Genomic DNA, 26719 nt, shown 5'->3' on the forward strand with positions numbered 1-26719 from the left:
CCCCTGAGTGACGCACCCCACCCCGCGACATGTTCCGGCGCCCGTAACAATGGACTGTGATCTCTCCGGCCTCCCCGATGCCCTCAGGCGGCGCCCACCGGTCCCGGCCGGACGCGACCCCCTACGTGGACCTGACCCGCGCCGAGTGGAGCGCGCTGCGCGACAAGACGCCGCTCCCGCTCACCGCGGAGGAGGTCGAGCGCCTGCGCGGCCTCGGCGACGTGATCGACCTCGACGAGGTGCGGGACATCTACCTGCCGCTGTCGCGGCTGCTGAACCTCTACGTGCGCTCCACGGACAACCTGCGCTCCTCCCTGAACACCTTCCTCGGCGAGAAGGGCTCCCAGTCGGGCACGCCGTTCGTCATAGGGGTCGCCGGGTCGGTGGCGGTCGGCAAGTCGACGGTCTCCCGCCTGCTGCGGGCGCTGCTCTCGCGCTGGCCCGAGCACCCCCGCGTCGAGCTGGTCACCACCGACGGCTTCCTGCTGCCCACCCGGGAGCTGCAGGCGCGCGGCCTGATGGAGCGCAAGGGCTTCCCCGAGTCCTACGACCGCCGGGCGCTGACCCGGTTCGTCGCCGACATCAAGGCCGGCAAGGACGAGGTGACCGCGCCGGTCTACTCCCACCTGATCTACGACATCGTCCCCGGCGAGAAGCTCACCGTCCGCCGCCCGGACATCCTGATCGTGGAGGGCCTGAACGTCCTGCAGCCGGCGCTGCCCGGCAAGGACGGCCGCACGCGGGTGGCGCTGGCCGACTACTTCGACTTCAGCGTCTACGTGGACGCCAAGACCGAGGACATCGAGAAGTGGTACCTGCACCGCTTCCGGCGCCTGCGGGACACCGCGTTCCAGAACCCCGAGTCGTACTTCCGCCGCTGGACCCAGGTCTCCGAGGAGGAGGCGCTGGACTACGCGCGCAGCACCTGGCAGACGATCAACCGGCCCAACCTGGTGGAGAACGTGGCTCCCACCCGCGGCCGCGCCGACCTGGTCCTGCGCAAGGGCCCCGACCACAAGGTCCAGCGCCTGCGCCTGCGCAAGCTCTGAGCCGGTCCGGGGACAGCGGGAGAACCGGACGTCCCCGCACCTGACGGCGACGGCGGGCGTCCGCGCCGCTAGTCTGCCCCGCATGCTGCACCTGCGACTGATCACACCGTCGGAACGGACGGACGAGGTGATCGACCTCCTGCGCAAGAGCGTCGGCTGCACCCACCTGGTGGTCCTGCCCGGGGCGGCCCGGGAACCGGCAGGCGACCTGCTGACGGTCGACGTCGCCCGGGAGGCCGCCGACGAGGTGATCGCCGAGCTGCGGTCCATGGGCCTGGACCGGGAAGGGTCCATCAGCGCCGACAACCTCGACCTCTCACTGTCGAAGTCCGCGGACCGGGCCGAGGAGGAGGCGCCCGGCGAGGGCGCCGACGCGGTGGTCTGGGACCAGCTGGTGGAGGCCACCCACGAGGAGTCCACCTTCTCCTGGACCTACGTGACCTTCCTGACCCTGGCCACCATGATCGCGGCCTGCGGTGTGGTGCTGGACAACGCGGTGCTCATCGTGGGCGCCATGGCGGTGGGCCCGGAGTTCGGCCCGCTCGCCGGCTTCTGCACCGCCCTGGCGCGTCCCGCACCGCGGCTGGCCCTGCGTTCGCTGCTGGCACTGATCGGCGGCTTCGCGGTGGCCATGGCGCTGACCGTGCTGTTCAGCTACCTGATGACCGGGCTCGACCTGTTCAGCGCGCAGCTGGTGAACGCCGACCGCCCCAACACCCGCTTCATCTACGACCCCGACCCCTTCTCCTTCGTGGTCGCCCTGCTCGCCGGATGCGCGGGCATGCTCTCGCTGACCTCGGCGAAGTCCGGCGCCCTGGTCGGCGTCGCCATCTCGGTCACCACGGTCCCGGCCGCAGCCAACGCGGCAGTCGCCTTCGAGTACAACTTCTACGGCCAGGCCTGGGGGTCGTCGCTGCAGCTCATGGTGAACCTGGCGGGCATCGTCCTGGCGGGCACGCTGACCCTGCTGCTGCAGAAGTGGCTCTGGTCCCGCAAGCTCCGCCGCCACCCGCTCACCGGGACGGCCTGAGCCCCGGACATGCCGAGGGGGCGGAACCACCGTCAGTGGTTCCGCCCCCTCGGCATGTCCGCTCAGCCCAGCGCGGACTTGACGACGTCGGCCAGCCGCCCGGCCACCGACTCGGCCTGGTGGATGTCGGCCGCCTCCACCATGACCCGCACCAGCGGCTCGGTGCCCGAGGACCGCAGCAGCACCCGGCCGGTGGAGCCCAGCTCGCGCTCGGCCTCGTCCACGGCGGTCGCCAGCTCGGCGGAGGTGGTCACCCGCGACTTGTCCACGTCGCGCACGTTGACCAGCACCTGCGGCAGCCGCTCCATCACGGAGGCCAGGTCGCGCAGCGTGCGGCCGCTGGCCGCGACCCGGGCCGCCAGCAGCAGGCCGGTCAGGGTTCCGTCGCCGGTGGTGGCGTGGTCCAGCGCGATGACGTGGCCGGACTGCTCCCCGCCCAGTGCGAAGTCGTTCTCCTTCATCTCCTCCAGGACGTAGCGGTCGCCGACCGCCGTCTGGACGAGACGGATGCCCTCGCGCTCCATGGCGATCTTGAAGCCCAGGTTGGACATCACCGTGGCGACGACGGTGTCGGCGCGCAGCACGCCCTGCTCCCGCATCGCCAGCGCGAGGATCGCCAGGATCTGGTCCCCGTCGACCTCGTCGCCGGTGTGGTCGACCGCGAGGCACCGGTCGGCGTCGCCGTCGTGGGCGATTCCCAGGTCGGCGCCGTGCTCGAGGACCGCGGCCTTGAGCTTGTCCAGGTGGGTGGAGCCGTAGCCGTCGTTGATGTTGAGGCCGTCCGGCTCGGCGCCGATGGTGACGACCTGGGCGCCGGCCCGCTCGAAGGCGACCGGCGAGACCCGGGAGGCCGCGCCGTGCGCCTCGTCGAGGACGACCTTCAGGCCGTCGAGGCGGTTGGGCAGCACGCCGAGCAGGTGGTCGACGTAGGTCTCCAGGCCGGCCAGGTGTTCGCCGACCCGGCCGACGCCGGCCCCGGTCGGGCGGTCCCACGGGGCGCCGGTGCGGTGCTCCTGGTAGACGGCCTCGATCCGGTCCTCGAGCTCGTCGGCCAGCTTGTGGCCGCCGCGGGCGAAGAACTTGACGCCGTTGTCCGGCATGGCGTTGTGGCTGGCGGACAGCATCACGCCCAGGTCCGCGCCGAGTACGCCGGTCAGGTGGGCGACGGCCGGGGTGGGCAGCACGCCGACCTTGAGGACGTCCACGCCGGCGCTGGCCAGACCGGCCACCACGGCGGCCTCGAGGAACTCTCCGGACGCACGCGGGTCCCGTCCGACGACCGCCTTCGGGCGATGCCCTTCGAACGTGCCCGCCTCGGCCAGTACGTGCGCCGCCGCCACGGAGAGACCGAGCGCCAGCTCGGCCGTCAGATCCGCGTTGGCGACACCGCGTACACCGTCGGTGCCGAAGAGTCGTCCCACTGGTCCTCCAGAGAAGTGCTACATCGTGTTGAACGTCGCGCCTGGGCCCGCCGCGCTTCGCACCCTAGGGGGATGACTGACACTACGAGCGTTACAGCACATTGTTCCCTTATATGACTGGAGCTGCCGATAAACGAACGCCCCGGCGGCACAAAGTGAGTGCCGCCGGGGCGTTCGGACGTACCGCGGGCCTGCCGTAGGTACGGGCAGCGCCGGATTTAGCGCTTGCTGTACTGCGGCGCCTTGCGGGCCTTCTTCAGACCGGCCTTCTTGCGCTCGACGGCACGCGCGTCGCGGCTCAGGAAGCCCGCCTTCTTCAGCGCACCGCGGTTGTTGTCGACGTCCGCCTCGTTCAGCGCACGGGCGACACCCAGACGGAGCGCACCGGCCTGACCGGAGACGCCGCCACCCGCGATGCGGGCGATGACGTCGTAGCGGCCCTCGAGCTCGAGCACCTTGAAGGGCTCGTTGACTTCCTGCTGGTGCACCTTGTTCGGGAAGTAGTCCTCAAGGGTGCGACCGTTGATCTTCCACTTGCCGGTGCCCGGAACGATCCGGACGCGGGCGATGGCGTTCTTGCGACGGCCCAGGCCGGCGGCCGGCTGGGGCTCGCCGAAGCGGGAGGCCATGGACTCCGAGGTGTACTCACCCTCGACGGGGACCTCGGACTCGGTGGTGTAGCTGTCGATGTCAAGCTCTTCGAGCGGCTGCTCGGCAGTGGTCTCGGCCACGATTCTCCTCAGATTCTCTTCAGGCTTAGGGGGTGGCCGTACTTACTGCGCGACCTGGGTGATCTCGAACGGAACCGGCTGCTGCGCAGCGTGCGGGTGGTTCTCGCCCGAGTAGACCTTCAGCTTGGAGAGCATCTGACGGCCCAGGGTGTTCTTGGGAAGCATGCCCTTGACGGCCTTCTCGATGGCCTTCTCCGGGTTCTTCGCGAGCAGCTCGTCGTAACGAACCGAACGCAGACCGCCCGGGTAGCCGGAGTGGCGGTACGCCATCTTCTGGGTCTTCTTGTTGCCGGACAGGTGCACCTTGTCCGCGTTGATGATGATGACGAAGTCACCGGTGTCAACGTGGGGGGCGTAGATCGGCTTGTGCTTGCCCCGCAGGATGGAGGCGGCGGTGGACGCCAGACGGCCGAGGACGACGTCCTGGGCGTCAATGACGTGCCACTGGCGGGTGATATCGCCGGGCTTGGGGCTGAACGTACGCACGGTTCGTAGCCTTCGCTATCTTCAGTGAATGGTCCTAGACAAGGTCACCGAAGCGATCACGACAGCCCTGACCGCACTGCGGTGACGCATACCGCGTGCAAGTCGCTGGTCATCGGCCCGGTCGACCGGTGTAAGGGCCCGTCCCGTGAGAATGAGCAAGCCAATACACAACGAACATGCAGGTTACCCCCCGCCCCGCCCACGGGTCAAAACGCCCGCCCTGCGCGGCCACGCGGGGGCCCGTCTAGGATGCGCGGCATGAGTAATGGGCAAGGGGGGCCTGGGCCACAGCAGTGGGACCCTTGGAAGCCTCAATCGCAGCAGCCGAACGCCGTCGCTCCGCAGCCCTGGTCACAGGGCGGCTCCGGCGGCTCGCAGGGACCCGACTGGGAGGCCCTGGCCGAGGCCTCGGCCGCGAAGAGCAGGCGCCGCCGCGTCCTCGCGGCCGCCGTCGCCGCGGTGGTCGTCGCGGGCGGCGCCGTCACGGCCGTCCTCCTGACGCGCGGAGGGGACTCCCCCACGCCGAACGGAGGGGCCGACGCCTCGGCCTCCACCGGCACCCCGTCGTTCGACCCGACCAGCGCGCCTCCGCCGCTGGACCCGGAGGAGATCCTGGCCGACTCCCGCAAGGACACCGCCCCGCTCTCGGCCGACGGACTCTTCCCCGGCAAGGCCGGCCAGAAGCTGCCGCTCGGCAAGGCCGAGTACGTGAAGGGCCCCTCCGCGGAGACCACCGACTGCGCGTCCGCCGCCCAGCACACCCTGCCGAAGGTGCTGAACGACAACGGCTGCGTGAAGCTGCTGCGCGCCACCTACACCCGTGACGGCGTGGCCGTCACCGTCGGCGTCGCCGTCTTCGACACCGCCGAGGACGCCACGGCCGCCCGCGGCCAGGCGGACCGCAGCGCCATCATCGAGCCGCTGGACGGCAAGGGCGTGAAGCCGTTCTGCGACGGCGCGGTCTGCCGCACGACGATCAACTCCTACGGCCGGTACGCCTACTTCACCATCACCGGCTTCACCAACGGCAAGAACGTCACCCCGGAGGCCAAGAAGGCGTTCGACGCGGGCGACCACCTCGCCCACTACGCCTTCCAGCGGATCCACGGCCGCGGCGAGGCCCAGGCCACCGCGGCCCCCGCCTCCTGACCCGGGTGGCGTGAGAAGGACGACACGGCGAAGGGCCCGGACGCACCGCGTCCGGGCCCTTCCTCGTCCCCGCGGGCCCACCGGCGCCCCGCCGGTCAGTCGCAGGTGACGCAGCCCTCGACCGCCGCCGCGCCCGGCAGCGTGCGCCGGTTGCGGGCGGCGAGGTTGCGCGCGGCGAGCTGGTCGTCGGCCGGGTAGCCGACCTCCTCCAGCGTCAGCCCGTGCGGCCGCACCACGTGCACCGCCGAGTCCCGCACCCCCGCGGCCAGGACCTTCCCCGGCCACTCCACCGGCCGGTGCCCGTCCCCGACGAACAGCAGCGCGCCGATCAGCGAGCGCACCATGTTGTGGCAGAACGCGTCCGCCCGCACCGTCGCGGTGACGATCCCGTCGTCCCCGCGCACCAGACTCAGCTCCTGCAGGGTGCGGATGGTGGTGGCGCCCTCCCGCTTCTTGCAGTACGCGGCGAAGTCGTGCTCGCCCAGCAGCGCCTTGGCGGCCTCGTTCATCGCGGCGACGTCCAGCGGCCAGTCGTGCCACAGCACGTGCCCCCGCAGCAGCGGGTCGACGCCGCCGGGGGCGTCGGTGACGCGGTAGGCGTAGCGGCGCCAGATCGCCGAGAACCGCGCGTTGAAGCCCGCGGGCGCCTCGACGGCGGACCAGATCCGCACGTCGCGCGAGAGTCGCCCGGCGAGCCGCTTGAGCAGCTTCTCCCGGTGCTCGGCCCACAGCTCCTCGGGCAGGTCCACGTGCGCGACCTGCCCCCGGGCGTGCACCCCGGCGTCGGTGCGGCCGGCCACGGTCAGCTCGTACGTGGTGTCCCGCGACCGGGTCACCGTGCGCAGCGCGTCCTCGATCTCGCCCTGCACGGTCCGCTTCCCGCCGGCCTGCTTGGCCCAGCCGTGGAAGTCGGTGCCGTCGTAGGACAGGTCCAGGCGCACCCGGACGAAACCGGGCTGTACTTCGTCGCTCACCCTTCGATCCTCTCAGGTACCGGCATGCGAAAGCGGGCCCACCCCAGAAGGGCGGGCCCGCTCTCAGAAGGCGTCAGCCTCGGAACTCCTCAGGCGCGGGCCTCAGGCGTCCTTCGACTCCTCGGCCGGAGCCTCGGCAGCCTCGTTCGTCTCGGTGGTCTCGGCCTGCTTGGCCTCGTCCTCCTTGACGGCACGCTTGGTGGCGGCCTCGGCCTCACCGGTGGCCTGCTGGGCCACGGTCAGGGCCTCGACCAGCTCGATGACGGCCATGGGCGCGTTGTCGCCACGGCGGTTACCGATCTTGGTGATGCGCGTGTAACCACCGGGGCGGTTCTCGTAGCGCGGGCCGATCTCGGTGAAGAGCGTGTGGACGATGCTCTTGTCCGTGATCACCGAGAGCACCTGGCGGCGGTTGTGAAGGTCACCCTTCTTCGCCTTGGTGATCAGACGCTCGGCGTACGGGCGCAGACGGCGCGCCTTCGTCTCCGTGGTGGTGATGCGGCCGTGCTCGAAGAGGCTCTTCGCGAGGTTCGCGAGGAGCAGCTTCTCGTGCGCGGCGCTGCCGCCCAGACGGGCACCCTTGGCGGGCTTCGGCATTTCTTCTCCTAGGTGTCTGCTCCGGCCGTATCAGGTACCGGAGTCAGTATCCGAGCGGGCGGTCGCCCGTCGAAGACCCGCGCCCCCGAGGGGGCGCGGGAAGTGCGGCTGCCGGGACCGGGCTCAGTACTGCTCGGTCTCGACGAACCCGGCGTCCGAGTCGTCGTCGGCGCCGAAGGCGTCGGCGGCGGCGGTCGGGTCGAATCCGGGCGGGCTGTCCTTGAGCGCCAGGCCCATGCCGGCCAGCTTCGCCTTGACCTCGTCGATGGACTTCGCACCGAAGTTGCGGATGTCCAGCAGGTCGGCCTCGGAGCGGGCGACGAGCTCACCCACGGAGTGGATGCCCTCGCGCTTGAGGCAGTTGTACGACCGGACGGTGAGCTCGAGCTCCTCGATCGGCAGCGCCAGGTCGGCGGCCAGGGCGGCGTCCGTCGGCGACGGGCCCATGTCGATGCCCTCGGCGTCGACGTTGAGCTCGCGGGCCAGACCGAACAGCTCGACCAGGGTCTTGCCGGCCGAGGCCATGGCGTCACGCGGGCGCATGGCCTGCTTGGTCTCGACGTCGACGATGAGCTTGTCGAAGTCGGTGCGCTGCTCGACTCGGGTCGCCTCGACCTTGTAGGTGACCTTGAGGACCGGCGAGTAGATCGAGTCGACCGGGATGCGGCCGATCTCCTGGCCGGCCTGCTTGTTCTGGACGGCGGAGACGTAGCCGCGACCGCGCTCGACGGTCAGCTCCATCTCCAGCTTGCCCTTGCCGTTCAGCGAGGCCAGAACCAGGTCGGGGTTGTGCACCTCGACACCGGCCGGGGGCGCGATGTCGGCGGCGGTGACCAGACCCGGGCCCTGCTTGCGCAGGTACATCACGACCGGCTCGTCGTGCTCCGAGGAGACGACCAGCTGCTTGATGTTGAGGATCAGGTCGGTGACGTCCTCCTTGACGCCCGGCACGGTGGTGAACTCGTGCAGCACGCCGTCGACGCGGATGGACGTGACCGCCGCACCCGGGATCGAGGACAGGAGGGTACGACGCAGGGAGTTGCCGAGGGTGTAACCGAAGCCCGGCTCCAGCGGCTCGATCACGAACCGGGAGCGGAATTCGTCGACGACCTCTTCGGTCAACGAGGGACGCTGAGCGATCAGCATTCTTGGATCAGATCCTTCTTTCGTGGACGCCCGCTATTTGACGCCCGACGGAACCGCGCCCCACAAGAGGCACGGGTACTGCAAGGATACGGGCGGTACGCCCCTTTCGGGGGCGTACCGCCCAGCACCTCAAGCCCTCACGGGCCACCGCGATCCACAGCCGGGCGCACCCGGCCCCGGATCAGACGCGGCGGCGCTTCGGCGGACGGCAGCCGTTGTGCGGGGTGGGGGTGACGTCCTGGATCGAACCCACCTCGAGGCCGGTGGCCTGGAGGGAGCGGATCGCGGTCTCACGGCCGGAGCCGGGACCCTTGACGAAGACGTCGACCTTGCGCATGCCGTGCTCCTGCGCGCGACGCGCGGCCGACTCGGCGGCCATCTGCGCGGCGAACGGGGTGGACTTGCGCGAGCCCTTGAAGCCGACGTGGCCGGCGGAGGCCCAGGAGATCACGTTGCCGGACGGGTCCGTGATCGAGACGATCGTGTTGTTGAACGTGCTCTTGATGTGCGCGTGGCCGTGAGCGACGTTCTTCTTTTCCTTGCGGCGCACCTTCTTGGCAGCGCCCTGACGTCCCTTGGGGGGCATGTCTTATCTCCTACGGGAGGTGGTCGGTCCTACAGCGAAGACCGTGGACAGTCGTCCGCTGCGGACTACTTCTTGCCCGGCTTCTTCTTGCCGGCGATGGCGCGACGCGGGCCCTTGCGGGTACGAGCGTTCGTGCTGGTGCGCTGACCGCGGACCGGCAGGCCACGACGGTGACGAAGACCCTGGTACGAGCCGATCTCGACCTTGCGGCGGATGTCGGCCTGGATCTCGCGACGGAGGTCACCCTCGGTCTTGATGTTGGCGTCGACGTACTCACGGATCGCGACGAGCTGCTCCTCGGAGAGGTCGCGAACCCGCACGTTGGGGTCGATGCCCGTGGCAGCCAGAGTCTGCTGGGAGAGGGTCCGGCCGATGCCGAACACGTAGGTCAGGGCGACCTCCACGCGCTTTTCGCGCGGGATGTCGACACCGGAAACGCGTGCCATTCAATGGCTCCAGTTGGTTGTCGGAGGTCTGCGGCAGAACCGGATCCCGTCCGCCGTCCCCCGCTGATGCGCGGGGTCGGTACGGATCGGGTCCCCGGCCTCCGACCGGGGGTGTCGGAACCGTGCGAACGGCTCCGGGTCCTGCTTATGACATGTTGCTCGCGTCGCGCGAAGACTCTGCGGAAGCAGAGGGGAGGTCAGTGCGTCAGCCCTGGCGCTGCTTGTGGCGCGGGTTCTCGCAGATGACCATGACCCGACCGTGACGGCGGATCACCCTGCACTTGTCGCAGATCTTCTTGACGCTCGGCTTGACCTTCATGGGATGAGGTTCTCCGGGTCAGTGCCACCACCCGCGGACCGCCCAAGCCGGACGGCGCACGGAGTGCAGGCAGATCTACTTGTACCGGTAGACGATCCGGCCACGCGTCAGGTCGTACGGAGACAGCTCCACCACGACCCGGTCGTCAGGGAGGATGCGGATGTAGTGCATGCGCATCTTGCCGCTGATGTGAGCCAGGACCTGGTGGCCGTTCTGGAGCTCGACCCTGAACATGGCGTTCGGCAGAGACTCGACGACAGTGCCCTCGATCTCGATGGCACCTTGCTTCTTGGCCACGCTTCGCCCTTCGAATCGACTACCTTGATCGACTCCGTACGAAGCGCATACAGACATGCGGGTGCACGGGAGCCGACGAGTCAGTCTACGTCAGGGCATCCCGAAATACGAATCGGGGAAGAATGCCCCATCCGCGTGATCCTTATGCCCGATCGGACGGACGAAACGCATCGCACGCCCTGGGCACGCCCCCGGCACGCTCGCCGCCCGCGCCGGGAAGCCCCAGGGGGGACCCCGGGAAAGCGCCGCACCCCCGCCCGGTCGGCCTTGCGGCGCCGCGGGACAGGGGTGGCGGTCGGAACGGGCGGGGCCGCCGGGGGGGCCCCCGTCAGGAGGCCAGCGGGTCCGGGGCCGCCGTGATGCCGAGCTCGGCCAGCTTGGCGCGGCCGGCGTCGGGGGCGGTGAGGACCAGCGGGCCCTCCTCGGTGAGCGCCACCGAGTGCTCCCAGTGGGAGGACCAGGTGCCGTCCGTGGTGATCACGGTCCAGTCGTCGGCCAGCACCTTGGTCTTCGGCGTGCCCAGCGAGACCATCGGCTCGATGGCCAGGCAGAAGCCGGTGACCAGCTTCGGGCCCTTGCCGCGGCGCCGCTCGACGTAGTTCAGCAGGTGCGGGTCCATGTGCATCTCGGTGCCGATGCCGTGGCCGCCGTAGTCCTCGACAATGCCGTACTTGCCGCCGCCCGGCTTGGGCTGGCGGCGGATGTAGGTCTCGACGGCGCGGGAGATGTCGACCAGCCGGTTGCCCTGCTTCATCGCCGCGATGCCCGCCCACATCGACTCCTCGGTCACCCGGGAGAGCTCGTGCAGCTCGGGGAGGTGGCCGGAGCCCACGAAGCAGGTGTACGCGGCGTCCGCGTGCCAGCCGTCGATGATCGCGCCGGCGTCGATGGAGATGACGTCGCCGTCCTTGAGGACCACCTCGTCGGACGGGATGCCGTGGACGACGACCTCGTTGACCGAGGTGCAGATCGTCGCGGGGAAGCCGCCGTAGCCGAGGAAGTTGGACTTGGCGCCGTGCTCGGCGAGGACCTTGCGGGCCACCTCGTCCAGGTCCCGCGTGGTGGAGCCGGGGACCGCGGCCTCCCGGGTGGCCGCGTGCACGGCGGCGACGACAAGCCCCGCCTCGCGCATCTTGGCGATCTGCTCCGGGGTCTTGATCTGCACCATGAGCGCTACGGGCCTTTCTCCGCCGGGACCGACGTTTTTCCGTCCTGTACGTACACCACCAACGATACGTGTTCCCCGCACCGGCCGTGACAGCCCGGTCCCGCGCGCGCACGGAGCGCACCGGGGGGACCACCCCACGGAACCCACGCCATCCGGCGCGGCCCCGCACGACACAGGACCGCGGCTCCCCCGGAGGGGAGCCGCGGTCCTGTGCGAACGTGCGGGGTGTGGCTACTCGCCGGCCTTCAGCGCGGACATCGCCCGCGCCGTGACCTCGTCCACCTTGCCGAGCGCCTCGATCGTCACGACCAGGTCCTGCGCCCGGTAGTAGTCGATGATCGGCTCGGTCTGGGTGTGGTAGACCTCCAGGCGCTTGCGCACCGTGTCCTCGGTGTCGTCGTCCCGCTGGTACAGCTCGCCGCCGCAGACGTCGCAGACGCCCTCGGCCTTCGGCGGGTTGTAGGTGGCGTGGAAGACGTGCGCCGAGTCCTTGCGGCAGATGCGCCGGCCGGCGATCCGCTTCACGATCTCGTCCTCGGGAACCTCGAGGTCCAGCACCGCGTCGAGCTTCATACCGCTCTCGGAGAGCATCCCGTCCAGCGCCTCGGCCTGCGAGACGTTGCGCGGGAAGCCGTCGAGGAGGAAGCCGTGCGCGGCGTCCGCCTGCTCCATGCGGTCCTTGGCCATCGCGATGGTGACCTCGTCCGGTACCAGCTCGCCCTTGTCCATGTACGACTTCGCCAGCTTGCCCAGCTCCGTCTGCTGGCCGATGTTGGCCCGGAACAGGTCGCCCGTGGAGATGTGCGGGATGGAGAGGTTCTTGGCCAGGAACGCGGCCTGCGTTCCCTTGCCAGCACCAGGCGGCCCGACGAGGACGATTCGCATCAGCGGAGGAACCCTTCGTAATTGCGCTGCTGGAGCTGGCTCTCGATCTGCTTCACCGTCTCGAGGCCCACACCCACGATGATCAGGATGCTGGTGCCACCGAACGGGAAGTTCTGGTTTGCCCCGAAACCAACCAACGCCATCGTCGGCACGAGAGCGATCAGACCCAGGTACAGCGAACCCGGCCAGGTGATCCGGTTGAGCACGTAGCTCAGGTACTCAGCGGTCGGTCGGCCAGCCCGGATGCCCGGGATGAACCCACCATACTTCTTCATGTTGTCGGCCACTTCTTCGGGGTTGAAGGTGATGGCCACGTAGAAGAACGCGAAGAAGACGATCAGCAGGAAGTACAGGGAGATGTAAATCGGGTCATTACCCGTCACCAGGTGAGCCTGGATCCAGCTCTTCCAGCCGGAGTTGCCGCTGGAGAACTGCGCCACCAGCGCCGGGATGTAGAGCAGCGACGAGGCGAAGATGACCGGGATCACACCGGCCTGGTTCACCTTGAGCGGGATGTACGTCGAGGTGCCGCCGTAGGAACGACGGCCGATCATGCGCTTCGCGTACTGGACGGGGATCCGGCGCTGCGCCTGCTCGACGAAGACCACCAGGCCGACCATGACGAAGCCGACCAGCAGCACGGTGCCGAACTCGATCCAGCCGTCGGCCAGCGAGCCCTGCTCCTTGATGGCCCAGAGGGCGGCGGGGAAGGTGGCGGCGATCGAGATGAACATCAGGATCGACATGCCGTTGCCGATGCCGCGGTCGGTGACCAGCTCGCCGAGCCACATGACGACGGCGGTGCCGGCGGTCATGGTGAGGACCATGATGACGGTGGTGAAGATCGAGCGGTCCGGGACGATCTGGCCGGAGACGGAGCAGCCGCTGAACAGCGCGCCGCTGCGGGCCGTCGCGACCAGGCCGGTGCCCTGCAGCACGGCCAGCGCGATCGTCAGGTAACGGGTGTACTGCGTGATCTTCGCCGTGCCGGACTGGCCCTCCTTCTTGAGGGCCTCGAGCCGCGGGATCACGACGGTCAGCAGCTGCAGAATGATGCTCGCCGTGATGTACGGCATGATGCCGAGCGCGAAGATCGTGATCTGCAGCAGCGCACCACCGCTGAACATGTTGACCAGACCGAAGAGCCCGGCGGACTTGCCGGCCGCCTGCTCCACACAGATCTGGACGTTCTGATAGTTCACGCCGGGAATCGGCACATGTGTACCGACGCGGTAGACGACGATGATGCCGAGCGTGAAGAGCAGCTTCTTGCGCAGGTCGGGCGTCTTGAACGCCCGGGCGAACGCGGTGAGCACGGTGCCTCCTGCGACCCCCGCGCAACTGCGTCAAGGGTGACGGTCTTGAGGATCGACAAATACCAAACGATGTAACGGGTAGCCGCCGCTTCGAGTGCCCGGTGCGCCGTATGGGTGCACTGGTCGAAGGGTGGCAGTGGAGGTCACCTTACCGGCGACACCAACCCCTTAGGAACGACCAACCGGGGATACCCCATTTGTGGGGCATCCCCGGTCGGGAACGCTCGGGTCACATGGACATCAGCCGGACATCTTTACGACGTCGGCCCGTCCGGAACTCGTCAGACGAGCTCGGTGACCGTACCGCCGGCGGCGGTGATCTTCTCCTTGGCGGAGCCGGAGACGGCGTCGACCGTCACCTGCAGCGCCACGGAGATCTCGCCCTGGCCGAGGACCTTGACGAGCTGGTTCTTGCGGACGGCACCCTTGTCGACCAGGTCGGCAACGGTGACCTCCCCACCCTCGGGGTAGAGGGCGGCGAGCTTGTCCAGGTTCACGACCTGGAACTCGGTCTTGAAGGGGTTCTTGAAGCCCTTCAGCTTCGGGAGACGCATGTGGAGGGGCATCTGGCCACCCTCGAAGCGCTCCGGAACCTGGTAACGGGCCTTCGTGCCCTTGGTACCACGACCGGCCGTCTTACCCTTCGACGCCTCACCACGACCCACACGGGTCTTGGCGGTCTTGGCGCCCGGGGCGGGACGGAGGTTGTGGATCTTGAGCGGGTTCTGCTCCGCCATGATCAGTCGACCTCCTCGACCGTCACGAGGTGGCGGACGGTGTGCACCATGCCGCGGAACTCGGGGCGGTCCTCCTTGACGACCTGCGTGTTGATGCCCTTGAGGCCAAGGGAACGCAGGGTGTCGCGGTGGTTCTGCTTGCTGCCGATGTACGACTTAACCTGGGTGATCTTGAGCTGTGCCATTACGCAGCACCAGCCCCGGCACGCGCACGCAGGAGAGCCGCGGGGGCGACGTCCTCGAGGGGCAGACCACGGCGGGCCGCGATCTCCTCGGGACGCTGCAGACCCTTGAGGGCCTCCACGGTCGCGTGCACGATGTTGATCGCGTTGGACGAGCCGAGGGACTTCGACAGCACGTCGTGGATACCGGCGCACTCGAGCACGGCACGCACCGGACCACCGGCGATAACACCGGTACCCGGGGACGCGGGCTTGAGCAGCACGACGCCGGCAGCCTTCTCACCCGTGATCGGGTGCGGGATGGTGCCCTGGATACGGGGGACCTTGAAGAAGTGCTTCTTGGCCTCCTCAACGCCCTTGGCGATGGCGGCCGGCACCTCCTTGGCCTTGCCGTAACCGACGCCCACGGTGCCGTCACCGTCGCCCACCACGACCAGCGCGGTGAAGCTGAAGCGACGACCACCCTTCACAACCTTGGCGACACGGTTGATCGCGACAACGCGCTCAACGTAAGCGGTCTTCTCGGCGGCAGCTGCGCCGCCGTCACGGCCCTTCCGGTCCCGCCGCTCGCCGCCACCGGCACCGCTACCGCGGCGCTGGGGTCCAGCCATTGGAATTACCTCTCTCTGTTTCCGCTAGCTTCGCTACGGAACCGGCTCAGAACTTGAGACCGGCTTCGCGGGCGGCGTCCGCCAGGGCGGCGATGCGCCCCGCGTACCTGTTGCCACCACGGTCGAACACGACGGCCTCGACGCCCGCGGCCTTGGCGCGCTCGGCGACCAGGGCGCCGACCTGACCGGCCTGCGCGGACTTGTCGCCCTCGCCACCGCGGATCGAAGCGTCCAGGGTGGACGCCGACGCCAGGGTGTGACCCTTGATGTCGTCGATCACCTGGGCCACGATGTGGCGGTTCGAACGGGTCACGACGAGACGGGGGCGCTCGGCGTCACCGGAGATGTTCTTCCGGATCCGGATGTGCCGGCGCTTGATGGCGGCGCGCTTGTAGGCGTCGCCCTTCAGGATCTTCTGCCCGTATGCCATGGGTTACTTACCCGCCTTTCCGACCTTGCGGCGGATGACTTCGCCCTCGTACTTGACGCCCTTGGCCTTGTACGGGTCGGGCTTGCGCAGCTTGCGGATGTTCGCCGCGACCTCGCCGACCTTCTGCTTGTCGATGCCCTCGACCTGGAAGCGAGTGGGGGTCTCCACCTTGAAGGTGATGCCCTCGGGCGCCTCGACGGTGATCGGGTGCGAGTAGCCGAGCGCGAACTCGAGGTTCGAGCCCTTGGCCGCCACGCGGTAACCGACACCGCTGATCTCGAGCTTCTTCACGTAACCCTGGGTCACGCCGGTGATCATGTTCGCCACCAGCGTGCGGGACAGGCCGTGCAGGGCCTTGTTCTGACGCTCGTCGTTGGGGCGGGTCACCTGGAGGGTGCCGTCCTCGCCCGTGACGATCTCGATCGGCGCCACGACGGTGTGGGTCAGAGTGCCCTTGGGGCCCTTGACCGTGACCGTACGGCCGTCGATGGTGACGTCCACGCCGGCGGGAACCGCGATGGGGAGCTTGCCGATACGCGACATAGCTGTATCTCGTTCCCTTCCGTTACCAGACGTAGGCGAGGACTTCCCCACCCACGCCCTTCTTGCCGGCCTGCTTGTCGGTCAGGAGACCGTGCGACGTGGAGATGATCGCCACGCCGAGGCCGCCGAGGACCTTGGGCAGGTTGGTGGACTTCGCGTACACCCGGAGACCGGGCTTGGAGATCCGCTTGATGCCCGCGATGGAGCGCTCGCGGTTCGGGCCGAACTTCAGCTCGAGGACGAGGTTCTTGCCGACCTCGGCGTCCTCGACCTTCCAGCCGGTGATGAAGCCCTCCTGCTGGAGGATCTCCGCGATGTGCGACTTGATCTTGGAGTGCGGCATCGACACCGTGTCGTGGTATGCCGAGTTCGCGTTACGCAGACGCGTGAGCATGTCTGCGATCGGATCAGTCATGGTCATGAATTGGCCTTAGGCCTCTCTCGCCGGGGTTTCCTGGTGCGCCATCCCTCTCCCCGATCCGAGACGGGACGGGTGCGGCGCGGTGGACCTACGGCGTAGTAAGCGTCATTGAGCGGGACCGTGCCCCGCGGACGGCCGGGCACGGCAAGCACCCAACCACACCAGCCTAAGCCATGTGTGGCGGGTCGCCTGCCGGACCGGCCTGCTTACCGAGAGCCTGGGAACCCCAAAAGGGGGATTACCAGGAGCTCTTGGTCACGCCCGGCAGCTCGCCACGGTGAGCCATCTCACGGAGGCACACGCGGCAGAGGCCGAACTTGCGGTACACGGAGTGCGGACGGCCGCAGCGCTGGCAGCGGGTGTACGCGCGCACACCGAACTTGGGCTTGCGAGCAGCCTTCGCGATGAGAGCCTTCTTCGCCATCTCGCTCACGCCTCCTTGAACGGGAAGCCGAGGTGACGGAGGAGCGCACGGCCCTCAGCGTCGTTGACAGCCGTGGTCACCACGGTGATGTCCATGCCTCGGGTGCGGTCGATCTTGTCCTGGTCGATCTCGTGGAACATGACCTGCTCCGTGAGACCGAAGGTGTAGTTGCCACGGCCGTCGAACTGCTTGGGGGACAGACCACGGAAGTCGCGGATGCGCGGGAGCGCGAGCGACAGGGTGCGGTCCAGGAACTCCCACATGCGGTCGCCACGGAGCGTGACGTGGGCACCGATCGGCTGACCCTCACGCAGCTTGAACTGCGCGATGGACTTGCGGGCCTTGGTGACGGCCGGCTTCTGACCGGTGATCGTGACGAGGTCGCGGATGGCGCCGTCGATCAGCTTGGAGTCGCGGGCGGCGTCGCCCACACCCATGTTGACCACGATCTTGACGAGGCCGGGAACCTGCATGACGTTCTCGTACTTGAACTCGTCACGCAGCTTGCCCGCGATCTCCTCGCGGTACTTCGTCTTCAGACGCGGAGTGGTGGTAGCCATCAGATGTCCTCACCCGTCCGCTTGGCAACGCGGATCTTGTTGCCGTTCTCGTCGAAGCGGTAACCGACGCGGGTCACGACCTTCTGGCCGTCCTTCTCCACGACGAGCAGAACGTTGCTCACGTGGACGGGAGCCTCGACGGTCACGATGCCGCCGGCCTGGTTCGGGCCGGCCTTCGTGTGCTTCTTGACCCGGTTGACACCCTCGACCAGGACACGGTTCTCGCGGGGGAAGGCCGTGACGACCTTGCCCTGCTTGCCCTTGTCCTTGCCGGTGATGACCTGGACCAGGTCGCCCTTCTTGATCTTCATGCTCACAGCACCTCCGGCGCGAGGGAGATGATCTTCATGAACTTCTTCTCGCGCAGCTCACGGCCGACCGGGCCGAAGATACGGGTGCCGCGAGGGTCGCCGTCGTTCTTCAGAATGACGGCGGCGTTCTCGTCGAAGCGGATGTACGAGCCGTCCTGGCGGCGGCGCTCCTTGACGGTGCGAACGATGACGGCCTTGACGACGTCACCCTTCTTCACGTTGCCACCGGGGATCGCGTCCTTGACGGTGGCGACGATGACGTCACCGACGCCCGCGTAGCGGCGACCGGAGCCACCGAGCACACGGATGCAAAGGATTTCCTTCGCACCAGTGTTGTCGGCGACACGCAGTCGCGACTCCTGCTGGATCACGTCTATCTCCTGATCGTCTGCCGGTTCCCTCCGGAGCAGAGCCGGAGAGCCTGGCGGAACTCACCCGCGGGAGACCCCCGCGGGAATTTACTTTGGCCTGAAGAGGCGAGGAACCGGGCCGGGGGGCGGGGTGGCCCCCCGGCCGGTCAGCTGGGGCAGGGCCCCGGCTTGTTACTTCGCCTTCTCGAGGATCTCGATGACGCGCCAGTGCTTGGAGGCGGACAGCTTCCGGGTCTCCATCAGGAGGACGCGGTCGCCGATGCCGGCAGCGTTCTGCTCGTCATGCGCCTTGAGCTTGTTCGTACGGCGGATGACCTTGCCGTACAGCGCGTGCTTCACGTGGTCCTCGACGGCGACGACGACGGTCTTGTCCATCTTGTCGCTGACGACCAGACCCTCACGGGTCTTGCGTGCGTTGCGCTCGGTCTTCTGCTCAGTCACGTTGTTCTCGCTCATGCGTTCTCCACCGACTCGATGCCGAGCTCACGCTCACGCATGAGGGTGTAGACCCGGGCGATGTCCTTGCGGACCGCCTTCAGACGGCCGTGGTTCTCGAGCTGTCCGGTCGCCGCCTGGAAGCGGAGGTTGAACAGTTCTTCCTTGGCCTCGCGGAGCTTCGCGAGAAGCTCCTCGTTGCCCAGCTCGCGCAGCTCGGACGCCTTGGTACCGACCGACATCACGCTTCACCTGCCTCGCGCTTGACGATCCGGCACTTCATCGGCAGCTTGTGGGCCGCACGAGTAAGCGCCTCACGGGCGATCTTCTCGTTGGGGTAAGACAGCTCGAACATGACCCGACCCGGGTGCACGTTCGCGACCCACCACTCCGGAGAACCCTTACCGGAACCCATGCGGGTCTCGGCAGGCTTCTTGGTGAGGGGGCGGTCCGGGTAGATGTTGATCCAGACCTTGCCGCCACGCTTGATGTGGCGGGTCATCGCGATACGAGCGGCCTCGATCTGACGGTTGGTGACGTACGCCGGCGTCATGGCCTGAATGCCGTACTCGCCGAACGCAACAGTCGTACCGCCCTTGGCCATACCGCGGCGCTTGGGGTGGTGCTGCTTGCGGTGCTTGACCCTACGCGGGATCAGCATGGGTCAGCTCTCCTTTCCGGCAGAGCTCGGCTCGGCAGCGGCGCCCGCGGGAGCCTCGGCCGTGCGGGCCTCGGCGGCGGCAGCCGACTGCTGGGGCTTGCGACCGCGACCGCCACGCTCGCCACCGCGGCCACCACGGCCGGCCGGGCGGTCGTTGCCACCACGGGCCGGGCGGTTGCCGGCACGGGCGGCGGCGTTCTCGGCGCGGACCTCGGCGATGTTCTTGACGTCGCCCTTGTAGATCCAGACCTTCACGCCGATGCGACCGAAGGTCGTCTTGGCCTCGAAGAAGCCGTAGTCGACGTTCGCGCGGAGCGTGTGCAGGGGCACGCGGCCCTCGCGGTAGAACTCCGAGCGGGACATCTCGGCGCCGCCGAGACGACCGCCGCACTGGATCTTGATGCCCTTGGCCCCGGCCTTCATCGCCGACTGCATGCTCTTACGCATGGCGCGACGGAAGGAGACGCGGGAGGAGAGCTGCTCGGCGACGGCCTGGGCCACGAGCTGAGCGTCCGTCTCGGGGTTCTTGACCTCGAGGATGTTCAGCTGGACCTGCTTGCCGGTGAGCTTCTCGAGGTCACCGCGGATGCGGTCGGCCTCGGCGCCACGGCGGCCGATGACGATGCCCGGACGAGCGGTGTGGATGTCCACACGCACGCGGTCACGGGTGCGCTCGATCTCGACCTTGGAGATGCCGGCGCGCTCCATGCCGGACGTCATCATCCGACGGATGGCGACGTCTTCCTTGACGTAGTCCTTGTACAGCTTGTCGGCGTACCAACGCGACTTGAAGTCGGTCGTGACACCGAGCCGGAACCCATGCGGGTTAACCTTCTGGCCCATTACCGGGTTCCTTCCTTGCTGCTGACGACCACGGTGATGTGGCTGGTCCGCTTGCGGATCCGGTAGGCGCGGCCCTGGGCGCGCGGACGGAACCGCTTCAGGGTCGGGCCCTCGTCGACGTACGCCTCGGAGACGTACAGGCTCGACGAATCGGTGTGGTCGTAGTTGTGCGCGGCGTTGGCGATGGCGCTGTCCAGCACCTTGCCGACCGGCACGCTCGCGGCCTGCGGGGCGAAACGCAGGACCGCCTGAGCCTCCGTGGCATCCATGCCACGGATAAGGTCCACCACGCGGCGGGCCTTCATGGGCGTGACGCGGATGTACCGCGCCTGGGCCCTGGCTTCCATGGTTGTCCCTTCAGTGTCTGTCATGGTCTTTCACAGCCCCGCTTAGCGGCGCTTCGACTTCCGGTCGTCCTTGACGTGACCCCGGAAGGTGCGCGTCGGCGAGAACTCGCCGAGCTTGTGGCCGACCATGGACTCGGTGACAAACACCGGGATGTGGGTCTTGCCGTTGTGCACCGCGATCGTGTGGCCGAGCATGGCCGGGACGATCATCGAGCGACGGGACCAGGTCTTGATGACGTTCTTGGTGCCGGCTTCGTTCTGGACATCCACCTTCTTCATGAGGTGGTCGTCGACGAAGGGCCCCTTCTTGAGACTACGCGGCATCTAAACCCGCTCCTAGCGCTTCTTGTTCGTCTTGCGGCGGCGGACGATGTACTTGTTCGACGCCTTCTTGGGCGAACGAGTACGACCTTCCTTCTTGCCCCACGGGGAGACGGGGTGACGGCCACCGGAGGTACGGCCTTCACCACCACCGTGCGGGTGGTCGACCGGGTTCATGACGACACCACGGACGGTCGGGCGAACGCCCAGCCACCGCTTGCGGCCGGCCTTGCCCCAGTTGATGTTGCTCTGCTCGGCGTTGCCGACCTCGCCGATCGTCGCGCGGCAGCGCACGTCGACCAGGCGGATCTCACCGGAGGGCATGCGGAGGTGGGCCATCGAGCCCTCCTTCGCGAGCAGCTGCACGGAGGTACCGGCGGAGCGGGCGAACTTGGCGCCGCCGCCCGGACGGAGCTCGATCGCGTGGATCGTGGTACCGACCGGGATGTTGCGGATCGCCAGGTTGTTGCCCGGCTTGATGTCGGCCCCGGGACCGTTCTCGACGCGGTCACCCTGCTGCAGGTTGCGCGGGGCGAGGATGTAGCGCTTCTCGCCGTCCGCGTAGTGCAGCAGCGCGATGCGCGCGGTGCGGTTGGGGTCGTACTCGATGTGCGCGACCTTCGCGGGCACGCCGTCCTTGTCGTGACGACGGAAGTCGATCACGCGGTAGGCGCGCTTGTGGCCACCACCCTGGTGGCGAACGGTCACACGACCGGCGTTGTTACGGCCGCCCTTGCTGTGCAGCGGGCGGACCAGCGACTTCTCCGGCGTGGACCGCGTGACCTCGACGAAGTCGGCGACGCTGGAGCCACGACGGCCCGGAGTCGTCGGCTTGTACTTGCGGATACCCATTGTCTCTCAGTCCTCGGAAGTATTCCGAAATCTGGACGATCCCGACCGCCGTCAGGCGGTCGGACCGCCGAAGATGTCGATACGGTCGCCCTCAGCGAGGGTTACGATCGCGCGCTTGGTGTCGGGACGCTTGCCGAACCCGGTGCGGGTCCGCTTGCGCTTGCCCTGGCGGTTGATCGTGTTGACCCCGGTGACCTTGACCGAGAAGACCGACTGCACGGCCTGCTTGATCTGGGTCTTGTTGGCCCGCGTGTCGACGAGGAACGTGTACTTGTTCTCGTCGATGAGCGCGTAGCTCTTCTCCGACACGACCGGCTTCAGCAGCACGTCACGGGGGTCCGTGTACGACTTGCTGGCCGGGGTGACGACGGTGTTCTTGCCCTCGGCGGCGTGGCGGCGCGCCTTGGCGACGCGCGCGGCCTTGGCGGCCTTCGCAGCCTTGGAGGCGATGCTCGGGTGACGCGTAGCCATCAGGCCTCGCTCCCTTCGGTGACGGCCTGGCCGCCGGACACGAAGGACTCGAAAGCGGCCTTGGTGAAGACCACGTCGTCCGAGACGAGAACGTCGTACGTGTTCAGCTGGCCCGGCTCCAGGATGTGGACCTGGGGCAGGTTGCGGGCGGACAGCCACGCGGCCTCGTCGGCGCGGTCGACGACCAGGAGCAGGTTCTTGCGCTCCGAGATCTTGCCGAACAGCGACTTGGCGGCCTTCGTGGAGGCGGCACCCTCGACCACGCCGGAGACGACGTGGATGCGGTTGTGACGCGCCCGGTCGGTGAGGGCGCCACGCAGGGCGGCGGCCTTCATCTTCTTGGGGGTCCGCTGCGAGTAGTCACGCGGCACGGGACCGTGCACGACGCCACCACCGGCGAACTGGGGCGCGCGGGTCGAACCCTGACGGGCGCGACCGGTGCCCTTCTGGCGGTAAGGCTTGCGGCCACCACCACGGACCTCGGCGCGGGTCTTGGTCTTGTGCGTGCCCTGACGGGCCGCGGCCAGCTGCGCGACGACGACCTGGTGGATCAGCGGAACGCTGACCTTGGCGTCGAAGATCTCCGAGGGGAGCTCGACGGTACCGGCCTTGTCGCCCGCCGGCGAAAGGATGTCAACAGTGCTCATTACCTCAGGCCCCCTTGGCCGCGGTGCGGACCAGGACGAGGCCGCCGTTCGGACCGGGAACCGCGCCCTTGATGAGCAGCAGACCCTTCTCCGCGTCAACGGCGTGGACGGTCAGGTTCTGGGTGGTCACGCGCTCGTTGCCCATACGGCCAGCCATGCGCATGCCCTTGAAGACGCGGCCCGGGGTGGCGCAGCCACCGATCGAACCGGGCTTGCGGTGCACGCGGTGGGCACCGTGCGAGGCCTTGCCGCCACGGAAGTTGTGACGCTTCATGACACCGGCGAAGCCCTTGCCCTTGCTCTTGCCGGTCACGTCGACCTTGATGCCGGCCTCGAACACCTCAGCGGTGATCTCCTGGCCGAGGGTGTACTCGGAAGCGTCCGAGGTACGGATCTCGACGAGGTGGCGGCGGGGAGTGACGTCGGCCTTGGAGAAGTGGCCCTTGAGGGGCTTGTTCACCTTGCGCGGGTCGATCTCGCCGAAGGCGATCTGGACCGACTCGTAGCCGTCGGTGTCGTTCGTGCGGACCTGGGTCACGACGTTCGGGCCGGCCTTGACGACGGTGACCGGGACGACGCGGTTGTTCGCGTCCCACACCTGCGTCATGCCGAGCTTCTCGCCCAGGATGCCCTTGATCTGCTTAGCCATTCTCAGATCACCGGCCTTCAGAGCTTGATCTCGATGTCGACACCGGCCGGGAGGTCGAGTCGCATCAGGGAGTCAACGGTCTTCGGAGTCGGGTCGAGAATGTCGATCAGGCGCTTGTGCGTGCGCATCTCGAAGTGCTCGCGCGAGTCCTTGTACTTGTGCGGCGACTTGATGACGCAGTACACGTTCTTCTCAGTGGGCAGCGGCACCGGGCCCGCGACCGACGCACCAGTGCGAGTCACCGTCTCGACGATCTTCTTCGCCGAAGAGTCGATGACCTCGTGGTCGTAGGCCTTGAGCCGGATGCGGATCTTCTGTCCCGCCATGGCTACTCAGTAGTCCTGTCTCTAGTAACGCTCTGGAACCCAGTGGGTTTGCTGGACCCTCTTCGCCGACCCACGCGGTCGGGCGTGTCGCGCTCCCGTCGATACGAAGTCCCGAACGAATCGGAAGTCCCTACCAGATGGTGATGGGAGTGCGGCTCGCTGCCGCGGAACCGGGAGCGGAAGGCCCACCGGGTGCCTGGCCGGAGCTGCGCCGACACTTCCCGGAAGATTCCCGTACTTCCAGCCCGCATGGGGCTGACGAGTACTGTGGGACTCGCTTCCGGTCCTCCCGGCGGGAGGCGTGCGACATCAACACTCGACCGAGCAACTTGGCTAGTGTGCCATACGGCAGACGAGCCTGGCCAATCGGGCGGAAGAGAGTACCCGGCACGACGAGCACGTCAAACCCAAGGGTGCCGTGTCGCGCACGGTGCGTACAAAGCCGCAGGTCAGCCCAGTCCTCCGCGACACGGTCGGCGCATTCACGCCGCCTCCTCGGCACCCTTCCGCTCCCTCTCGCCCGGGCCTGCCGGGCCCCGGGTGCGGGACCCTCCGCCGAATGTGGCGCGGATCATGCCCGAACGGGTGAAGCGGAGGGCTCACGGTTACCGCGCGCCGCGGCCTCTGCGCGCTGCTGATCCGGTCCGGCTCGAGGAGGACGGACACCGTCGTGGGACGGACCCGCCCGGAGGGCGGTGCCGGCGTCGGGGTGCGGCCCGGTCACGAAGGGCAGCCCCGGTGCCCCATCGGTCCGGCGCCGTGGGCGGCCAGCAGAGTGGCGAGGGCGTCGACCAGGGCGGCCGCGGCCTGCGGGTCCAGCGGGGCGAGGAAGGAGCGCTCCACCCGTTCACGCGCCTGTTCGGCCTCGGCCAGGCACCGTTCGCCCTCCGGCGTGAGGGTGATGACGTTGCGCCGCCGGTCCAGGTCGCTGCGGCGCCGCTCCACGTACCCGTTGCGCTCCAGCGAGTCGATCGCGCCGACCATGCTGGTGCGGTCCAGGCAGATCCACTCGGCGAGTTCCATCTGTGAAGGCTGCTCCGCCGACTCGTGGATGACGGCGAGAACCGCCAGCTCACGCGGGTGGAGGCGGAACGGCGCCAGCGCCTCCACCAGCTCGGTGGACAGGCGGCCCTGGGCCTGCTTCAGCAGGTAGCCGAGGCGCTGCGACAAGAGAGGCGCGTCCTTCATGGGAATGAGCGTATCCTTCACTGATGTTCAGCACTACTGACAATCTGCTGAACTGATGATTTCCCCTCGAAGGAGCGACGTCCTCGCCATGAGCGAACCCTCATTCCCCGCTTCCCAGGGAGCGACACGGACCGCGCCGCCCGCCGCACCCGGCGGCGTCGGCGACGCGCCCGACCCCCGCCGCTGGTGGGGCCTGGTGGTCATCGCCCTGGCCCAGCTGATGGTGGTACTCGACGCCACCATCGTGAACATCGCGATGCCCTCGGCGCAGAAGGCGCTGGAGATATCCGACGGCAACCGGCAGTGGATGATCACCGCCTACACCCTGGCCTTCGGCGGTCTCCTGCTGCTCGGCGGCCGGGTCGCCGACCTGGTCGGCCGCAAGCGCACCTTCGTGATCGGCCTGGTCGGCTTCGCGGTCGCCTCCGCGCTCGGCGGAGCGGCCCAGACGTCCGGGATGCTGTTCGCGGCCCGTGCCCTGCAGGGCGCGTTCGGCGCGCTGCTCGCCCCGAGCGCGCTCTCGCTGATGACCACCACCTTCACCGACCCGCGCGAGCGCGGCAAGGCGTTCGGCATCTACGGCGCGCTGGCCGGCGCGGGCGGCGCGATCGGCCTGCTGCTCGGCGGCATCCTCACCGAGTACCTGGACTGGCGCTGGTGCCTGTACGTCAACATCCCGATCGCCGTGGTCGCGGTGATCGGCGCGCTGGTGCTGCTCCACGACCGGCCCGGCCACCGCGAGGCGCGGCTGGACGTGCCCGGCGTGCTGCTCGGCTGCGGCGGTCTGGTCGCCGTCGTGTACGGCTTCTCGGAGGCCGAGGCCCAGGGCTGGAGCGACGCCACGGTGCTGACGCTGCTGATCGGCGGCGCGCTGCTGCTCGTCTGCTTCGGCCTGTGGCAGTCCCGGGCCGCCACCCCGCTGCTGCCGCTGCGGGTGCTCGCCGACCGCAACCGCGCGGGCAGCTTCCTCACCATGGGCCTGGCCACCATCGGCATGTTCGGCGTGTTCCTCTTCATGACCTACTACCTGCAGGGCATCCTCGGGTACTCCCCCGTCAGGACGGGTCTGGCGTTCCTGCCGATGTCCGCGGCGATCATGATCAGCTCCACCCAGATCTCGGCACGTCTGCTGCCCAGCACCCCGCCGCGGATGCTGATGGTCCCCGGCATGGTCCTCGGCGCGGCCGGCCTGAGCTGGCTGACCTTCCTGGAGGTCGACTCCGCCTACGCGACACACGTCCTCCCAGGCATGCTGCTGCTGGGCCTCGGCATGGGTCTGACCTTCATGCCGGTCTTCTCCACCGCGACGGCGGGCGTCCGGCCGCAGGACGCCGGCGTCACCTCGGCCACGGTCAACACCGCGCAGCAGGTGGGCGGTTCGCTGGGTACGGCCCTGCTCAACACCCTCGCCACCTCGGCCACCAGCAGCTACCTGGGCGAGCACCGTCCCGGCCCGGGCGGCCCGGCGCGACTGGCGCAGGAGGCCATGGTGCACGGGTTCACCCACGCGCTGTGGTGGGGCGTCGGGGCGATGCTGCTCGCCGCGGTCGTGGCGGGCCTGCTGGTCACCACCGGCCCGGCCGCCCGCGGCCGCGGTCCCCAGGCGTCGGCCGCCGCCCACTGAGCGGGGCGCACCCTTGAGCCGGCCGGTCCGCCGGGGCCGACGGTCGCGGAGCGACGCCAGTCCCGGGGCGGGCGGTCCGGCGAGGCGGGTGGCGGTACGTCGGCGCAGGTCGCGGAACGTCGGCGCAGGTCGTGGGAGGGCGGCGGGCGGAATGCCCGCCGCCCT

39 protein-coding genes are annotated in these 26719 nt (G+C 68.5%); 4 read left to right on the forward strand and 35 right to left on the reverse strand.

The features are described from left to right. Positions 1–56 precede the first annotated feature (56 nt). Positions 57–1049 carry a type I pantothenate kinase gene (gene coaA / locus ACOV8S_RS17185; RefSeq protein ID WP_448318671.1) on the forward strand — a complete coding sequence of 331 codons (993 nt, stop codon included), beginning with the start codon at positions 57–59 and terminating at the stop codon, positions 1047–1049. Between the two features lie 82 nt (positions 1050–1131). Further along, the gene (locus tag ACOV8S_RS17190; protein WP_448318672.1) at positions 1132–2079 is read left to right on the forward strand and encodes a DUF389 domain-containing protein; all 948 of its coding nucleotides are present in this window, start codon (positions 1132–1134) and stop codon (positions 2077–2079) included. Between the two features lie 62 nt (positions 2080–2141). Here ACOV8S_RS17190 and glmM read toward each other — a convergent pair whose 3' ends face one another. The 3 genes from glmM to rplM form a co-directional block, all read right to left on the reverse strand. Continuing rightward, positions 2142–3500, reverse strand: a complete 1359-nt coding sequence (glmM, locus tag ACOV8S_RS17195; protein WP_448318673.1) for a phosphoglucosamine mutase — start codon at positions 3498–3500, stop codon at positions 2142–2144. Positions 3501–3718: 218 nt separating this feature from the next. Continuing rightward, the gene (rpsI, locus tag ACOV8S_RS17200) at positions 3719–4231 is read right to left on the reverse strand and encodes a 30S ribosomal protein S9 (protein ID WP_151771756.1); all 513 of its coding nucleotides are present in this window, start codon (positions 4229–4231) and stop codon (positions 3719–3721) included. A 42-nt stretch (positions 4232–4273) separates the two neighbouring features. Then, positions 4274–4717: a 50S ribosomal protein L13 gene (rplM, locus tag ACOV8S_RS17205; protein ID WP_108954789.1), complete on the reverse strand. Its 444-nt coding sequence runs from the start codon at positions 4715–4717 to the stop codon at positions 4274–4276. A gap of 258 nt (positions 4718–4975) precedes the next feature. Between rplM and ACOV8S_RS17210 the strand changes: the two genes are divergently transcribed. Further along, entirely contained in the window at positions 4976–5866 is an 891-nt protein-coding gene (locus ACOV8S_RS17210) for a hypothetical protein (protein ID WP_448318674.1), read from the forward strand. A 95-nt stretch (positions 5867–5961) separates the two neighbouring features. Here ACOV8S_RS17210 and truA read toward each other — a convergent pair whose 3' ends face one another. The 32 genes from truA to ACOV8S_RS17370 all read right to left on the reverse strand — a co-directional run bounded on the left by truA (position 5962) and on the right by ACOV8S_RS17370 (position 24930). Continuing rightward, complete coding sequence (truA, locus tag ACOV8S_RS17215; protein ID WP_448318675.1) at positions 5962–6840, reverse strand: tRNA pseudouridine(38-40) synthase TruA; 879 nt, start codon at positions 6838–6840, stop codon at positions 5962–5964. A gap of 102 nt (positions 6841–6942) precedes the next feature. Then, a complete protein-coding gene (gene rplQ, locus ACOV8S_RS17220; RefSeq protein ID WP_351110684.1) occupies positions 6943–7437 on the reverse strand; it encodes a 50S ribosomal protein L17 in 495 nt (164 codons plus the stop codon). A gap of 123 nt (positions 7438–7560) precedes the next feature. After that, positions 7561–8583, reverse strand: coding sequence for a DNA-directed RNA polymerase subunit alpha (locus ACOV8S_RS17225; protein ID WP_108954799.1), 1023 nt, complete (start codon positions 8581–8583; stop codon positions 7561–7563). A 181-nt stretch (positions 8584–8764) separates the two neighbouring features. Beyond that, the gene (gene rpsK / locus ACOV8S_RS17230) at positions 8765–9169 is read right to left on the reverse strand and encodes a 30S ribosomal protein S11 (protein ID WP_003956432.1); all 405 of its coding nucleotides are present in this window, start codon (positions 9167–9169) and stop codon (positions 8765–8767) included. Positions 9170–9234: 65 nt separating this feature from the next. Then, positions 9235–9615 carry a 30S ribosomal protein S13 gene (gene rpsM / locus ACOV8S_RS17235; RefSeq protein ID WP_351110686.1) on the reverse strand — a complete coding sequence of 127 codons (381 nt, stop codon included), beginning with the start codon at positions 9613–9615 and terminating at the stop codon, positions 9235–9237. A 205-nt stretch (positions 9616–9820) separates the two neighbouring features. After that, entirely contained in the window at positions 9821–9934 is a 114-nt protein-coding gene (gene rpmJ, locus ACOV8S_RS17240; protein WP_003998809.1) for a 50S ribosomal protein L36, read from the reverse strand. A gap of 75 nt (positions 9935–10009) precedes the next feature. Further along, positions 10010–10231 carry a translation initiation factor IF-1 gene (gene infA / locus ACOV8S_RS17245; RefSeq protein ID WP_004927214.1) on the reverse strand — a complete coding sequence of 74 codons (222 nt, stop codon included), beginning with the start codon at positions 10229–10231 and terminating at the stop codon, positions 10010–10012. Positions 10232–10559: 328 nt separating this feature from the next. Further along, positions 10560–11399 (reverse strand): type I methionyl aminopeptidase, encoded by an 840-nt coding sequence (gene map, locus ACOV8S_RS17250; protein WP_448318676.1) that lies wholly within the window; start codon positions 11397–11399, stop codon positions 10560–10562. Between the two features lie 231 nt (positions 11400–11630). Then, positions 11631–12284, reverse strand: a complete 654-nt coding sequence (locus ACOV8S_RS17255; protein WP_351110690.1) for an adenylate kinase — start codon at positions 12282–12284, stop codon at positions 11631–11633. Beyond that, positions 12284–13600 (reverse strand): preprotein translocase subunit SecY, encoded by a 1317-nt coding sequence (gene secY, locus ACOV8S_RS17260; protein ID WP_351110692.1) that lies wholly within the window; start codon positions 13598–13600, stop codon positions 12284–12286. The genes ACOV8S_RS17255 and secY overlap by 1 nt, the downstream gene beginning before the upstream one ends. Before the next feature lie 281 nt (positions 13601–13881). Next, complete coding sequence (gene rplO / locus ACOV8S_RS17265) at positions 13882–14337, reverse strand: 50S ribosomal protein L15 (RefSeq protein WP_108954804.1); 456 nt, start codon at positions 14335–14337, stop codon at positions 13882–13884. Between the two features lie 2 nt (positions 14338–14339). Then, positions 14340–14522: a 50S ribosomal protein L30 gene (gene rpmD, locus ACOV8S_RS17270; protein WP_003974250.1), complete on the reverse strand. Its 183-nt coding sequence runs from the start codon at positions 14520–14522 to the stop codon at positions 14340–14342. Continuing rightward, complete coding sequence (gene rpsE / locus ACOV8S_RS17275; RefSeq protein ID WP_108954805.1) at positions 14522–15130, reverse strand: 30S ribosomal protein S5; 609 nt, start codon at positions 15128–15130, stop codon at positions 14522–14524. Before rpsE ends, rpmD begins: the two co-directional genes overlap by 1 nt. Before the next feature lie 46 nt (positions 15131–15176). Beyond that, a complete protein-coding gene (gene rplR, locus ACOV8S_RS17280; RefSeq protein WP_108954806.1) occupies positions 15177–15560 on the reverse strand; it encodes a 50S ribosomal protein L18 in 384 nt (127 codons plus the stop codon). Positions 15561–15563: 3 nt separating this feature from the next. After that, positions 15564–16103, reverse strand: coding sequence for a 50S ribosomal protein L6 (rplF, locus tag ACOV8S_RS17285; RefSeq protein WP_108954807.1), 540 nt, complete (start codon positions 16101–16103; stop codon positions 15564–15566). Between the two features lie 22 nt (positions 16104–16125). Further along, the gene (gene rpsH, locus ACOV8S_RS17290; protein WP_006130772.1) at positions 16126–16524 is read right to left on the reverse strand and encodes a 30S ribosomal protein S8; all 399 of its coding nucleotides are present in this window, start codon (positions 16522–16524) and stop codon (positions 16126–16128) included. Positions 16525–16762: 238 nt separating this feature from the next. Further along, positions 16763–16948 (reverse strand): type Z 30S ribosomal protein S14, encoded by a 186-nt coding sequence (locus ACOV8S_RS17295; protein WP_003956452.1) that lies wholly within the window; start codon positions 16946–16948, stop codon positions 16763–16765. 5 nt (positions 16949–16953) lie between these two features. Continuing rightward, on the reverse strand, positions 16954–17511 hold the full coding sequence (gene rplE, locus ACOV8S_RS17300; protein WP_448318896.1) for a 50S ribosomal protein L5: 558 nt from the start codon (positions 17509–17511) through the stop codon (positions 16954–16956). Then, complete coding sequence (gene rplX, locus ACOV8S_RS17305; protein ID WP_448318677.1) at positions 17508–17819, reverse strand: 50S ribosomal protein L24; 312 nt, start codon at positions 17817–17819, stop codon at positions 17508–17510. The genes rplE and rplX overlap by 4 nt, the downstream gene beginning before the upstream one ends. Before the next feature lie 2 nt (positions 17820–17821). Next, positions 17822–18190: a 50S ribosomal protein L14 gene (gene rplN, locus ACOV8S_RS17310; protein ID WP_053682618.1), complete on the reverse strand. Its 369-nt coding sequence runs from the start codon at positions 18188–18190 to the stop codon at positions 17822–17824. Between the two features lie 171 nt (positions 18191–18361). Next, the gene (gene rpsQ / locus ACOV8S_RS17315) at positions 18362–18646 is read right to left on the reverse strand and encodes a 30S ribosomal protein S17 (protein ID WP_351110698.1); all 285 of its coding nucleotides are present in this window, start codon (positions 18644–18646) and stop codon (positions 18362–18364) included. After that, positions 18643–18867, reverse strand: coding sequence for a 50S ribosomal protein L29 (rpmC, locus tag ACOV8S_RS17320; RefSeq protein WP_351110700.1), 225 nt, complete (start codon positions 18865–18867; stop codon positions 18643–18645). The genes rpsQ and rpmC overlap by 4 nt, the downstream gene beginning before the upstream one ends. Beyond that, positions 18867–19286: a 50S ribosomal protein L16 gene (rplP, locus tag ACOV8S_RS17325; RefSeq protein ID WP_005313579.1), complete on the reverse strand. Its 420-nt coding sequence runs from the start codon at positions 19284–19286 to the stop codon at positions 18867–18869. Before rplP ends, rpmC begins: the two co-directional genes overlap by 1 nt. A gap of 3 nt (positions 19287–19289) precedes the next feature. Then, a complete protein-coding gene (rpsC, locus tag ACOV8S_RS17330; protein ID WP_108954812.1) occupies positions 19290–20129 on the reverse strand; it encodes a 30S ribosomal protein S3 in 840 nt (279 codons plus the stop codon). Continuing rightward, a complete protein-coding gene (gene rplV / locus ACOV8S_RS17335; RefSeq protein ID WP_108954813.1) occupies positions 20129–20476 on the reverse strand; it encodes a 50S ribosomal protein L22 in 348 nt (115 codons plus the stop codon). Before rplV ends, rpsC begins: the two co-directional genes overlap by 1 nt. Positions 20477–20518: 42 nt before the next feature. After that, on the reverse strand, positions 20519–20800 hold the full coding sequence (rpsS, locus tag ACOV8S_RS17340) for a 30S ribosomal protein S19 (RefSeq protein ID WP_108954814.1): 282 nt from the start codon (positions 20798–20800) through the stop codon (positions 20519–20521). A 12-nt stretch (positions 20801–20812) separates the two neighbouring features. Next, entirely contained in the window at positions 20813–21649 is an 837-nt protein-coding gene (gene rplB, locus ACOV8S_RS17345; RefSeq protein WP_351110705.1) for a 50S ribosomal protein L2, read from the reverse strand. Between the two features lie 51 nt (positions 21650–21700). Next, positions 21701–22120 carry a 50S ribosomal protein L23 gene (gene rplW / locus ACOV8S_RS17350; protein WP_351110707.1) on the reverse strand — a complete coding sequence of 140 codons (420 nt, stop codon included), beginning with the start codon at positions 22118–22120 and terminating at the stop codon, positions 21701–21703. Further along, complete coding sequence (gene rplD / locus ACOV8S_RS17355) at positions 22120–22767, reverse strand: 50S ribosomal protein L4 (RefSeq protein ID WP_351110709.1); 648 nt, start codon at positions 22765–22767, stop codon at positions 22120–22122. Before rplD ends, rplW begins: the two co-directional genes overlap by 1 nt. 4 nt (positions 22768–22771) lie before the next feature. Next, positions 22772–23416: a 50S ribosomal protein L3 gene (rplC, locus tag ACOV8S_RS17360; protein WP_351110711.1), complete on the reverse strand. Its 645-nt coding sequence runs from the start codon at positions 23414–23416 to the stop codon at positions 22772–22774. 17 nt (positions 23417–23433) lie between these two features. Continuing rightward, a complete protein-coding gene (gene rpsJ / locus ACOV8S_RS17365; RefSeq protein WP_003948644.1) occupies positions 23434–23742 on the reverse strand; it encodes a 30S ribosomal protein S10 in 309 nt (102 codons plus the stop codon). A gap of 720 nt (positions 23743–24462) precedes the next feature. Next, entirely contained in the window at positions 24463–24930 is a 468-nt protein-coding gene (locus tag ACOV8S_RS17370; RefSeq protein WP_448318678.1) for a MarR family winged helix-turn-helix transcriptional regulator, read from the reverse strand. Positions 24931–25018: 88 nt separating this feature from the next. Between ACOV8S_RS17370 and ACOV8S_RS17375 the strand changes: the two genes are divergently transcribed. Continuing rightward, positions 25019–26554 carry an MFS transporter gene (locus ACOV8S_RS17375; protein ID WP_448318679.1) on the forward strand — a complete coding sequence of 512 codons (1536 nt, stop codon included), beginning with the start codon at positions 25019–25021 and terminating at the stop codon, positions 26552–26554. Positions 26555–26719 lie beyond the last annotated feature (165 nt).

Source organism: Streptomyces sp. CO7 (assembly GCF_053474865.1).